Here is a 12,701-nt window from a genome sequence, read left to right as displayed (position 1 = left end):
AAAGGTGGGATATCGACACACGATGGAGTCCTGATCGGGCAGGCAGCCGCCCCGGCGCTCTGCCGCGCGGGGTCGACAGGGGCCCTCGGGGGGGCGCTCACGCGCTGACCCCGCGGCTCTGGAGGATCTCCCGCACGACGGCCTGCGCGGAGCTCGGCAGCTCCGCGAGCGAGCCGCGGGCGAGGTCGACGAACTTCATGCCGCGGGCGCGCTTGAGCGCGTCGACGGCGGCGGCGCGCTCGTCGCTGCCCTCGTGCTGCAGGATGCCGAGCAGCATCTCGGCGGCCTCGAGGGTGTCGATCTTCGCGATCGCGCGCACGGCGCTCGCGCGGACCGCGGGCGCCTGCGACTCGCGGTAGATGCGGGCGAGCGGGTCGAAGGCGTGGGGGAAGCGGAGCTCCTCGAGGGCGCGCGCGGCCTCGTGGACCACCGTGGGGTCGGGGTCGGCGAGCGCGTCGCGGAGCGTGATGAACGTGCGCTTGTAGAGGAAGCGGGAGAGCGCGCGGACGACGGCCACCCGGATCTTGGGCTCGGGGCGGCGGAACAGGTGCTCGAGGGGCGAGAGGATCGTGTAGAGCTCGACGGTCGCGAGCTGCTCCGCGAGGCTGATGATCTGCTGGGCCGCGCGGGGGGCGCCCTCGGGGGCCGCGCCCTCGACCTGGAGCGAGAGGAGGCGCGCGAGCATGGCGCGGCGGCGGGTGACCTCGGACCACTGCGCCGGGTCGAGCACGATGTCGCCGCACGCCTGGCTGGCGCTGCCGGCCTGCTCCCACTCGACGAGATCGATGTGCCAGACGTCGGGGAAGCCGAGCTCGTGGCGGAGGTGCGCGGGCAGCGGCGAGGCGTCGATCGGCAGGTCCTGCGCGTCGACGTAGCGGCCGGCGGCGCGGGCGTAGTGCTTCTTGCGGGCCTCTTCGAGCGGCAGCTGGGTGAGCGCGCGGTAGACGCCGCCGACCTTGCTGTACTGCCCCGCCTCGCCGAGCGCGATCACCGCGGCGAGCAGGGCGTTCTCGGCGATCTCCGGCGGGGCCGCGCGCTTCTGCGACACGGCGGAGACCTCTTGCCAGAGGCGGGCCTGCGCGAGCACGGCGAAGTTGGCGACGGCGGCGAGGCCCTCCTTGCGGGCGTACGTGGCCATCTCGCGGGCGAGCGTGGCGGCGGCGGAGATCTCCCCCTGCTTCTCGGCGGCGGAGACGGCTTCTTCGTAGGACTGGAGCGCGTAGTAGCGCAGGTGGTCCTCGCGGAGGATGCGGATGACGTTGACGTAGCCCTCGAGGACGTGCTCGAAGGCGCGGCTCTCGCGGCCGACGGCGATGAGGACCTGGTAGCAGTCGAAGGCGCGCTCGCGCTGGCCGATGGTCTCGTACCGGTCGGCGGCCTCCTCGAGCAGGTGGACGGAGGCGAAGACGGCCTCGCGGGCGGCCGCGGCGTCGCCGGTGCGGAGCGAGGTGCGGGCGAGGTTGAAGCGGGCGAGGCCGGCGGCGTAGAGGTCGGCGCCCGACGCGGAGAGCAGCTGGGCGAGGCGCGACCAGAGCGCGCGGGCGCGGGCGAAGTCCTGGCCGCGCTCGCGGGCGATGGCGGCCTGGGCGACGAGGCCGGCGGCCTCGTACTCGTCGGCGGCGCGGGCGTAGAGCCGCTTCTGCCGCTCGGGGTCCTGCTCCCGCTCGGCCCAGGCGAGCACGGTCCGGGCGCGGTCGATGGGCGGGACGTGCGGGATGAGCGGGCGCTGGGTGACCTCGCTGCCCGCGTACCAGGCGACCGTGAGCGCGCTCTTGTGGTCGCCGAGGCGGACCAGCACGTCGCGGAGCTCGTCGGTCATGGCGACGTAGTCCTCCTCGCGGGCGATGGTGTGCTGGAGGGCGCTGAAGAGCGCGTCGCGGGCGCGGCCGAGGTCGCTCCGCGCCAGCGCGGAGCGGGCCTCGTCGCGGAGCTCGTGCAAGGGGCGGACGCCTTGGGTCATCGCCGAGGGAGCGTAGTACGTTGTCGCCCGGCGACGAGCGGGTGTTGTTTCGAGAGCCCCGCGCCGCTTCCGCGGAGCTGCTCGCCGGGATGGCTCGAGGGGCGCGGGAGCCCGCCCGCCGGCGCAATCGAGCCCGGAACCAGCGGAGATGACGGTGGGGAAGGGGGGTGTGTGCCCTCGTGACGCTCGAGGGGATGGGCTCGGGATCAATCCTCTCGAGTCGAACGCTCATGGCATTGGATACATCGCGCCTCGCTGCCGGGTCCTCGAACAGGCATGGATACGTCGTTGAGCTGGCCTCGCTTTTTCAGGCCGGCTCGGCGCCGCGCAGCCGCTGGCGCGCCGGTGGTACAATCGCCCGGCCATCGTGGAGCTCCGACCTGGCGCCGTCATCGCGGACAAGCTGCACCTGCTGAGGCCTCTCGGGCAGGGCGGGATGGGGGTTGTGTGGGCGGCGCGGCACCTCGCCCTCGACACCGACGTCGCGGTGAAGTTCATCCGTCCCGAGCGGGTGGCGGCGAGCCCTGCCCTCGTCGCGCGCTTCCGCCGGGAGGCGATGGCCACGGCGCGGATCGCGCACCCGCACGTGGTGCAGGTCATGGATTACGGCGCCGTCGAAGGCGCCGTGCCGTACCTCGTGATGGAGCTCCTGCGCGGGTTCTCGCTGGCCGAGCTCCTCGAGCGCGGCGGCCGCCTCAGCTTCGCCACCGCGAGGTCGCTCGTGCGGCAGGTGGGGAGCGCGCTCGAGTGCGCCCACGAACACGGCATCGTGCACCGCGACATCAAGCCCCACAACGTCTTCATCACGGAGGGGAGCAAAGGATACCCGCTCTTCGTCAAGGTGCTCGACTTCGGCGTCGCGAAGATGGCGGGCGACGCGGCGGCGCCGGCGGCGAGCCCCGCGCTCACCGAGACCGGGATGGTGATCGGATCGGCTCCCTACATGAGCCCCGAGCAGCTCGAGGGGAGCAAGGACGTCGATCTCCGCTCGGATCTCTGGTCGCTCGGCGTCGTCCTCTACGAGACGTTGACCGGCGCGCAGCCGTTCCAGGGCAGCTCGTTCGTCGCCGTGGGCGCGGCCGTCCTGAAGGGGAAGTTCCGCCCCGCCACCGAGCAGCGGCCGGACCTGCCGGCGTCGATCGACGACTGGTTCGCCAAGGCGCTCTCCGTCGATCCGAGCTGCCGATTCCAGTCGGCGCGCGAGATGGTCGAGGCCTTCCTGGGGCTGGAGGCGCCGATCGAGGCGCAGGTGATGGAGGGCGACGCGCCCGCTGGCCGCGCGGGCGACCCGGTGACGGCAGGCTCCGTCCCTGGCTCAGCGGCCGGCCACACCGCGCTCCACCCGCGCGCCGCGGAGCGGCCCGCGGCGCGGGGGGCCTCGGGCGCGCGCGCCACGCGCGCCACGCTCGCTGGACGCGCGGTGCGGCTCGCCGCCGCCGCGTGCGCGGCGGGCGCGGGGGGGTACCTCTTCCTGCGCGCGCCGCCGGCCGGATCGGGCGGCTGCCCGGGCGGCATGGTGCTCATCGAAGGCGCCGAGTTCCAGATGGGCTCCGAAGCGGACGCGGAGACGCCCAGCGACGAGACGCCGCGGCACGGCGTGACCGTGAGGTCGTTCTGCCTCGACGCCACCGAGGTCACGGTGAAGTCCTACCTGGACTGCGAGGCCTGCGAGCGCCCGCGGCAAACCGTCGAGTCGGAGGGGCTCACGCCGAACGGCCGCTCCTTCTGGAGCCAGTTCTGCAACGGCCCCGAGGCGCCGGACCACCCCATCAACTGCGTCGACTGGTACCAGGCGAAGGCGTACTGCGCCGCCTCCGGCAAGCGGCTGCCCACCGAGGCGGAGTGGGAGCTCGCGGCGCGCGGCCAGGACGCATGGACCTACCCCTGGGGCCACGCGCCTCCCTCGGGCGAACGCCTCAACGCCTGCGGGCCGGAGTGCAGCCAGATGCTGACGGAGCGGCTCGAAAAGGTGGGGAAGGGGCCGTGGCCTCGCATGTACAACGACGGCGACGCGGCCCCGGCGACTGCCCCCGTCGGACGATCGCCGGCGGGGAAATCGCCCGCAGGCACCGTGGATCTGGCCGGCAACGTCTGGGAGTGGACCGAGAGCCATTATTGCCCCTACGACAGGGGCGATTGCGACGACTCCCGCCGCGTGCTCCGCGGCGGCGGGTGGGACACGGTCGAGAGCCAGTACGTGCGCTCCGCCCACCGCCGCCCGAGCGCTCCCACGGCGCGCGGCTGGAGCATCGGCTTCCGCTGCGCCAGGACCCGGTAGGCGCGATCACTCCTCTTGCTGCGTGCGCTTGCGGAACCGCAGCAGCTTGCCGCGCGAGACGCCGAGCCGCTCCGCGGCCGACGTCACGTTGCCCCCGGCGGCCGCGAGGGCGGACTCGACGCGCTCCTGCGTGAGCGCGGTCGTCTGGTCGTCCGGCGCCTTCCCCAGCACCTCCTCGAGCGCCCACAGCCGCAGCCCGGGCTCGTGATCGAGGCGGCGCACCGCCGCGAGGGCCGCGTCGAGCCCGCGCACGTTGCTGGGCCAGGGATCGAGCAGCAGCCGCTCCATGGCCTCGACCTCGACCGCTTCCGCCGGGAGCGCGGCGCCCGCGCGCCGCGCGAGCTCGCACGCCACGCTGAAGAGGTCCTCGCGCCGCTCGCGGAGCGCCGGCACGTGGATGCGCGCCATCGCGAGCCGCGCGAGCAGGTCGCGCCGGAACGCCCCGCGCGCCACCATCTCCTCGAGGTCCCGGTTGGTCGCAGCGACGACCAGCACGTTGACGTGGACCGGCCGCTGCGCCCCCACCGGCAGCACCTCGCGGTTCTCCAGGAGTCGCAGGAGCTTCGCCTGGAGATCGAGGTCGAGCTCGCCGATCTCGTCGAGGAACAGCGTCCCGCCGTCGTGGGCCACGACGATCCCGGGCGCGGCGCTGCGCGCGTCCGAGAACGCGCCCGCCACGTGACCGAACATCTGGGACTCGAAGACGCCGCGGGCGACGCCGGCCACGTTCACCGCCGCGAACGGCGCCGCGCGCCCGAGCGACGCCGCCGCGGCGCGCGCGACGAGCTCCTTGCCCACGCCCGTCTCCCCCTCGATGAGCACGTTGCCGGGGCGGCTCCGCGGCAGGCCCGCGAGGGGCTGCGCGACGGCGCGCAGGCCGTACGGGCCGACGAGCCCGCCCACGGGCGGCGCCGGGTCGAGGGGGCCGTGGAGCTCCTCGCGGAAGACGAAGAGGGTGCGCCCGAGCCTCAGCACCGCGCCGTCGTCGAGCGGCGTGAGGTCGCGCGGCGCGAGCCTCGATCCGTTGACCCACGTGCCGTTGCGCGATCCGACGTCCGCGACGCGCAGCGCGCCGCCGGCGCGATCGATCCGCAGGTGCTTGCCCGAAACCTCCGTGTCGGCGAGGCCGCGCTCGGCGAGCCAGGCGCGGCCGATGACGGTCCCGGAGTCGGGCAGCGCCAGCGCCATCGGCCGCGGGAAGGCGCACACCAGCGCCGGCCGCCGCCGCCCGGCCTCGGGCCGCACCGGGCCCCGGTGCTCGCTGGTGCTCGGCACGTCCTTGGCCATTCTCCTCGCAGGGTGCCATGGTCCTCCGGAGCGTGGAAGCGCCGCGCCCGGGGGCGGCGGCGCCGTCGTTCGCTCGGAGAGCGGCGCCGTCGTTCGCTCGGAGAGCGGCGCCGTCGTTCGCCCGGAGAGAAGCGCGGCGAAAGCGCCTCAGAGAGGCCGCCCGTCGAGCCCGCACATCGGGTCGCCAGGGTTCGTGCACTCGGGCTGCGGGGACCGGACCTGCGGCTGCGGGCCCCGCGTCGCAGGCTGGGCGAGCGCCTCCCGGAGGCGGGTGAGCGCGCTCTCGTAGGCGCGGAGCGCGCCCTCGTCGGCGCCCGCCGCCCTCGCGCGCGCCGCGGCGGCCCGGGTCGCCGCCGTGGCCTCGGTCCGCCGCCGCTCGACGGCCCAGGCGGCGAGGTCGGCGTGGCGCCGATCGAGCGCCGCGATCCTCTCGAGCGCGTCGAGCCGCGCCTCCAGCGCGTCGAGCGCGTCCCCGAACGCCCGCAGCCGGTCGTGGTCCAGCGCCCGCGGATCGAGGGCATTCCGCGCCGCCTCGGCGGTCGCGCGCGCCTCCTCGGCGTCGCGGGCGAGGGGCCGGCCGCGCAGCGCCGCGTGGCGCCGGTCGAGGGCCGCCAGCTCGGCCGCCCTCGCGCTCTCGCGCTCCTCCGCCAGCGCGGCCTGGGCGTCGCGCAGCCGCCGGGCTTCCTGCTCCAGGCCCGCCACGTGCTGCGCGGCCCCGTACGCGGCCGCTGCGCCGCCGCAGAGCACGAGGCCGAGCGCCGCGGCGAGCGCGTGCACCAGGCTGCGGCGTCGGCCCTCGGCGCGCGCGCGGGCGACGGCCAGCTCGTGCGCGCGCGCCGCGTTGTCGGCCTCGAGGCGCGCCTTGGCCTCGGCCTCGATGCGCGCGACCTCGAGCGCCGCCCGCGCCCGCGCCTCCGCGCGCGCCTCCGCTTCGGCCTGCTCCCGCTCGCGCCGCGCCTGCGCCTCTGCCTCGGCGGCGGCCCGCGCCGCCTCCGCTGCGCGCCGGCGCGCCTCGGCCTCGCGCTGCTCGCGGGCTTCCTGCTCGCGCGCCCTCGCGCGCCGGAGGTGCTCCTCCCGCACGCGCGCCTCCTCGAGCTCGGCGAGCTCCGCGAGCGAGAACGTGATGGACGTGTCGGAGGTATTTCGGGTCATCATCGACATCGGGCTCCTCTCCGAGCGACGCCTGTTGCAGCCCGTGTGCCGGCGAGATCCGACGTGAATTCGTGGACTTAGGGCCGCGATTCAGAGCGGATGTCCGATCGCGATCACGCCCGGCGCTGCCCTGTGCGATCGCGATCGCGCGACGGCGGCGCGCGCTCGCCGTGGGAGCAAGGCGGTCGAGGACGAGCTCCCCGGCACCAGGGAAGAAGCCCAAGGACGAATTTGCCGTGGCGAACCGGTGCGAGCCGTGGGATCGGCCGGGATCTATCGGGGGCAAGACGACGGATCGCACCCGTTCGGGAGGCATGGACCCAACCCGGGCCCAACCGGTGAGCCTCGGGCCTGAGGAGCTCATGCCAGCCGACCCGTCCCCTCGGGTCGCGGTGGTTGCCGAGCTTGCCAGCACCCTCAGCCGTGCCGTCGCACTCGGTGATGCGGAAGCAGCCCGGGTCGTCCACCAAGCGCTCGGCCAGCTACTCGGGCTGCTGTTGGAGCCGGAGAAGCGAGCAGACTTGAGCTGATAGTCGACCCGGCTGCTCGCATCGAGGCGCCACCCGCCTGCCCTCTACGTCAGGGAGCTCGCGCCCAGCCTATGCGGAGATCAATGTTCGTCCCCGGAAGTGATCGAGAGCAATCCATCCTCGGTAGTCTTCGCGATATCCGGCAAGATCTCACGAAGGATGCTGCCTCGCGTGCCGCCTTGTTGAATCTCGGCGTCCTCGAGCCAACGCCTGAAGATGTTCACTACCTCTGGAGGCGCCACTTGATCCGGTGCGGCGGCACGGGTGCACAGCGCGTCGAACCGCTCGCGGTACGGTGATTCTAAAAGGATACCCCTAAGCCACGCGCGTGTGCCTTCGCGGAGGGTCGCGAGCCGCCCCTCAAGGAACGCGCCGACGCTCCAGAGTAGGGCTCCGTCGGCATTGTTCAAAGCGTGCACGCTGCGTGGATCGACCATCTGCTCACCCAGGCTGCCGAGCGAGACCGCAGTGAAACCGGCGGGCCGTCCGCGTCCCGTCGCGAGCTCGGAAAGCAGTCCGATGCGCTCAGTGGTCCGAATTATCTCGTTATCGGACAACAGCGTCGCGACTGCAAAGATCGCTGCGATACGGAGGTTTTCGCACTCATCCTCCGAAAACGGCAGCGTTCGACCGTCAGCAAGGACGAGCGCGATGTCCGTCGCCCGCCCATGGAGCGCCTGCGGAATCTTGGGAAGGACGTCAAGGGCTCTATGGACCACGCCCACATCCTCATCCTTGACTCGTTGCTTCTCTATAAATGATAAGAGCAACTCCGCGGCCTCGTCCGGCATCGGCTCAAGATCGTTCATCACCTCAGCGGCCCGTCGAGCGATGGTGAAATTCTTCTCCCATGAGGGACTCTCGTCGTACCTGTCTTCGAGCAAGCGGGCAACCGCAACACTCGCATCGACCCATCGCTTCTCGGAGACGAACGAGAGCCAGGCGTTTCGCACGGAGTGGCTCCTATCGTGCGCAATCGCAAGGAGCGCTGCTCGGTTCTCCGCGAGATTGACAGGGCGCGTGCGCAGCGCCGAGAGCGCAGCGGTGCGCACCCGCCAGTCAGGGTCGGAGCAGGCCGCTACGATCATGCCGATTCCATCACCCGACGCCGGGGACCGATCGATCGCGCTGACGCGCACGTCCGCCTCGCGATGGCGTTGAAGGTAGGTCCACGTCTCCGGTGCCACGATGAGGAGTGCGTCGGCCGCCGCGAGGTTCACATTGGCGAGGGGGACATCGAGGAGTCGCAGGAGCCAACTCCGCGCAGCATCGTCGAGTAGTGCATCGGGAGGCGGCGCGCCGCCATGACGGTACCGAATCAGTGCCAGCGCGGTTCTGACCGAGGCGTCGGAGGGATCGACGACGGCCTCGAGCTCCGTGCGCTCCTCGGCATCCGCGTCGCTCCATGAGGCGAGCACGACGAGACGATGGAGGGGTTGTAGGCTCGCGAGCGCCGCTTTTATGGCGGGGAGGGCCTTCGCAGGCCAGCGCCGTGCCAACAGCGCGGCCAGAACCTGGGGCGCTGCCCATCCAAGCGCCGTGATATTGGCCGGGGTAAATACCCGGGGGACGAGATCGATGCGCCGTGCGAGGAGGCTCGCGACGCCATAGATCGCCACGTCATCGCCGCGTGCGGCGAGTGCAACGAGCTCGTCCTCGTGCGCCCCGCCGTCATCGTACTGCACGGCGCTTCTCCATGCCCGCGTCCACGGCGGCTCGACGTGCCCCCCATCGAGGAGCCACTGGTAGCCATGCCGCGTGCGCCGCATCTCGACATAACCATCGAACGCATCGAGGACATCGGAGTAGATGTCTTCCGAATAGTGCTCCAGCGCGTCGCTGTCGACTGGACTGTCAGCGCCCTCTCTCATTCTCCGTTTTATAGGAGCCGCGACTTCAGCCCACCGCCGCTCGGCGTTCTTCCATGCCTCACGCAGCACGTCCTCCGCCAAAGGCAGTATCTCTGGGTTCGTCTGGGCCTCCTCGAGCAGCGCTGCCGTGATCGCGCGAGCGTGCTTGCCCCGGGTGCTAACGGCCTGCTCTAAGGCGTCGATCCACGCATCACCAAAGGTGAATCCCAGGGACCGGAAGAAATCGGCTATCGTGTTACTGCCGAGGTCGAATTTCCTGTCCGCGAGCGCGAGCCGGACGTACCGGAGACCCAACTCGCGTGCCTCCGGAGATCGTGAGATCCGACGGCGCTCCATGAGGCTGAGCGTAGGGGGTGTCCAGGTGCGTGCCTCGGATCGGAGGCCCCAGCGAGCGCGAGGGGCCTCCGCCGTCGTGGTGAGGGCGCGCGCGAGCAACTCGAGGGGCCCCCGCTCCGCGCTGGAGCTCTGATGCAGAAAGGCCGCGACGGATGTGAACCTCTCGGAGAAGCGGTTAGGTTCGATCTGAAGAAGCTCCCGAATCAAGGCGCTCCGTAGATCCCAGAGGGCGCCCCTTACGTCTTCCGGCGAGAGCTCTAGCAGCGTGGTTGCATTGTCCACGGTTTCGCGCACGCGCGAGCTCTGCCCGGTCTCGACGAGAGCGCGCGCGACTTTTACGATGGTCAAGAGACGATCCTCGAAAAGCGAACGGCGCAAACCCATCGCGAGCGCTTCAATGATCGGAGCACTGGCTTGTTGCTTCTGCCGATCTGCATCGCGGAGGAGCCTGCGGCGGGTCAACCAATCGAGCATCCTGGTGATGGGAATGCGGTTTGCTTGCTCGATCGAAGCGAGAGCTCGTCTGTCGTCCTGATCGATCCCCCCTGCAGCCAGAAAGGCGGCGATGACCGCGGCTGCCGATGGCTGCTCGACATGCCACGGGAGCGATTGAATCGCTATGTGCAGCGCCATACGTGCCATCTCCTCACGCATGCGGCTGAGTAGCGATCCGACAGACGCCTGGGGATCCAGGGCTGCGTGGGCCGCGAACGCGACCACATCAATGCGTCGCCGTAGCTCCCGGGCAAGCGCTGCACGATCTGAGAAGATAGCTACGGCGTGGTCGTTCGCGACCCCGCGGGCCTCGAGCTCGGCAGCGAGAAGGTCGAATCGGAACTGGTCCCCTTCGGCCTCCACAATGTCGATGCGGACTCTCTCGATCCATGAGGGCAGCGCTCCGAGCTTCTCGGCGAGCTCATGGAGTGGAGTGGGCGTCGACGTGACGAGCACCTTACGTGACAAGGAAGCTGAGGCCGCCAAGGTGACGAGGTCTTCCGCTGTACGTGGCCATTCGGGGGACAGCTCGTGGCGTCCGAACGGCTCCTCGATGACCAGTACTTCATCGCCTGGCAAGGCCCGGAACGTGAGGCGACCGGTACCACGCTCGACGACGACTTCGGCGATCTGGCCGGCCATCTCCTTGGCTAGTGCGTGCGCCAGCGTGCGCTTCCCGGAGCCGACGGGGCCTTGCAGGAGCACAAGGTGCCTCGTTTGCAGGTGCTCCCGTGCCATCGCAAGCACCGGATCCTTCAGGGTCGTAGAAGCCGCCGAGCTGGTCGTCGCCGTGGTCGTTGGCGCTGTCGGTATCGTCGGTGCCGCGGTGACCTCTGCTGCTTCGGCCACCTCCGTGCTCGTGACCGCCGCGCCGGCATCGGCATCGGGCGAACTCGAACCGCTCCGTCCATGTTCGTACGGATCTGGCGGGGCCGCCAACGCTGCTCCCCTCGCCCCTCGGAACTTGGAGCGATCGAAGCGCTCCTCGGGCAGCGACCGGCGCGCGAGGTGTCCCAACGCCGTTCGAGCCTTGTCGTGCAGCGACGGGAGCAGAGCCTCAAGGGGAGAGCGCGGCCCATGGCGCAGGACGACCTCATCGAAGAGCTCAGTTCGTCCTGATTTGAATTTTGCTCGGTAGCGTGCCCCCTCACGCTGGACCTCGACCAGGCGATCTCCGATATAGGTGGTGAACCCTTCATCAACGAGGAGGAGGCGAGCAACGAGAAAGCGGTTGAGTATCGATGAGCCCAGGTTGAACGGCGCTTCCTCCGATCCATTGAGTACGACGGTGTTGTGCTTCCCGAGCTTCTGCTTGAGTGCCGCGTCGGTGCCGGACCGGAGGCGCTTGTACCTGCTGCTCAAGGACGCCGCGTCAACCTCGTCACGAGCGATTTCACGCTCAATGTCGAGGAGGCGTTTCTTTACGTCCGAGCCAGCCTGCTCGGCCATTGTTAGTAGTTCCTCATATTCGAAGCTCGTTAGGCGAGCCCTGAGTACATCGATGAGCCCTCCGTCGCCGGTCCCCGATATCAGAATGCGTCGCGGTGGATCTGTTGGAGAGCCCTTCTCCTGGTGAAGGCTGTCGGCTTCCCAGTAGAGCGGAGGAGCAAAACCATGGGCGGTATCCCGCCGCTCCTCGCCGAAGCCGACGGCGAGGATCACGACGTGGAATCGGCCGTGCTTTAATTTGCCATTTTTCTCGATCCACTCCACCCGCACCTCGCCGACGCGCAGTCTGTCGCCTGCTTCTTCGTCCGGGAAGCGGATACCGCTTACGTTCCAGCGCGCGTCGATGTTGAGCTGTGCCTTCCATCTGGTCCACTCCTCGCGGAAAGCGGTCACCAGCCGGTCGACCGTGTTCGCGGACCATCCAAATATCGGCAGGTTGGCATTAGGATTGCCGGATCCGTCCTCAGGCCAGTCGAGAATGTGCGGATGTACCCAGCGCGTTGAGCTTCCCTCGAGAGTCATGAGCGGTCCTGCGCGGCGCTCGATGATCTTCACCCTGGCTCCGTAAATTGCCGCGGCCGTAGCAGCCGTTAGCCCCGCGATCCCTGCGCCGACAACAAGCACCTGCTGCTCGGAAAGCGGCCGATCGCCGTTGAGGTCCTCGATCAGGTTGAGAGCGCGAATCTGTTGCGAAAGGATAGTGACGCGTGACTCATACGAACCGAGCGCGTACACTCTTGACATCTTCGGAACTTGCGTCCTGCGGAGCTGCTCGGGAAGTTCGTACGAGGCCATGAATATACCCTACCTTGTTACCGTACCGCGAAAGCTACGCCGACTCAACCAGCTGGAGGCTTGGAGTAAAGGCGGCCCTTCGGCCCGTGCTCGACGATGAACTGTTTCGCGACGAGCGCGCCGCCCTGCGGCAGACGCTTGCGAGCGTGCTCGCGGCGGGCGCCGGACCACGCGCTGGTCCCGCTGGAGGAGTTCGACGCGAAGCTCCGTCCGGTGTCGGCGACCACGTGCGCGCGGCGCGTTCAACGAGGTCCCGCTCGAGCGGCGCGCCGAGGGCGCGAGGTGGCGCTGGACCGAGACCCTGCTGTCGCGGCCTCCCGGGAACTCCGGCGAGGGGCTGTGGGGAGCTGTGAAACGAGGTCGTGGTGGGGGCAGCACGGCGATGTTGACGTTCGGCGGCGTGTTCAACCCGAACGCCGCGCCGCTCGCGCGCTACCTGTAGGCGTTCGTGGCCCTCGAACGGAGGCCTGACGGCTCGACGCTCCTCTGTGGCCTCGCCGGCGGCGGCGGCGCCGGCGCCGTGACGGAGGGCACCGCCACCGTGTGCG

At 70.4% G+C, this 12,701-nt stretch carries 5 protein-coding genes; 1 reads left to right on the top strand and 4 read right to left on the bottom strand.

The window, feature by feature from the left end; translation table 11 throughout:
* Nucleotides 1–97: 97 nt before the first annotated feature.
* Entirely contained in the window at nucleotides 98–1,960 is a 1,863-nt protein-coding gene (locus tag WMF43_RS34625) for a HEAT repeat domain-containing protein (protein ID WP_437671229.1), read from the bottom strand.
* 367 nt (nucleotides 1,961–2,327) lie between these two features.
* On the opposite strand from WMF43_RS34625, the gene WMF43_RS34620 reads away from it, so the two are divergent.
* Entirely contained in the window at nucleotides 2,328–4,238 is a 1,911-nt protein-coding gene (locus WMF43_RS34620; RefSeq protein ID WP_437671227.1) for a bifunctional serine/threonine-protein kinase/formylglycine-generating enzyme family protein, read from the top strand.
* Between the two features lie 6 nt (nucleotides 4,239–4,244).
* On the opposite strand, the gene WMF43_RS34615 is transcribed toward WMF43_RS34620, so the two are convergent.
* The 3 genes from WMF43_RS34615 to WMF43_RS34605 form a co-directional block, all read right to left on the bottom strand.
* On the bottom strand, nucleotides 4,245–5,513 hold the full coding sequence (locus tag WMF43_RS34615; RefSeq protein WP_437671225.1) for a sigma 54-interacting transcriptional regulator: 1,269 nt from the start codon (nucleotides 5,511–5,513) through the stop codon (nucleotides 4,245–4,247).
* A gap of 159 nt (nucleotides 5,514–5,672) precedes the next feature.
* Entirely contained in the window at nucleotides 5,673–6,680 is a 1,008-nt protein-coding gene (locus WMF43_RS34610; RefSeq protein WP_437671223.1) for a hypothetical protein, read from the bottom strand.
* A gap of 607 nt (nucleotides 6,681–7,287) precedes the next feature.
* The gene (locus WMF43_RS34605) at nucleotides 7,288–12,153 is read right to left on the bottom strand and encodes an FAD-dependent oxidoreductase (RefSeq protein WP_437671221.1); all 4,866 of its coding nucleotides are present in this window, start codon (nucleotides 12,151–12,153) and stop codon (nucleotides 7,288–7,290) included.
* Between the last annotated feature and the right edge of the window lie 548 nt (nucleotides 12,154–12,701).

Origin of the sequence: Sorangium sp. So ce131, from assembly GCF_051519095.1 — a bacterium.
GTDB lineage: Bacteria > Myxococcota_A > Polyangia > Polyangiales > Polyangiaceae > Sorangium.
This window is presented reverse-complemented; position numbering and strand designations above follow the sequence as displayed.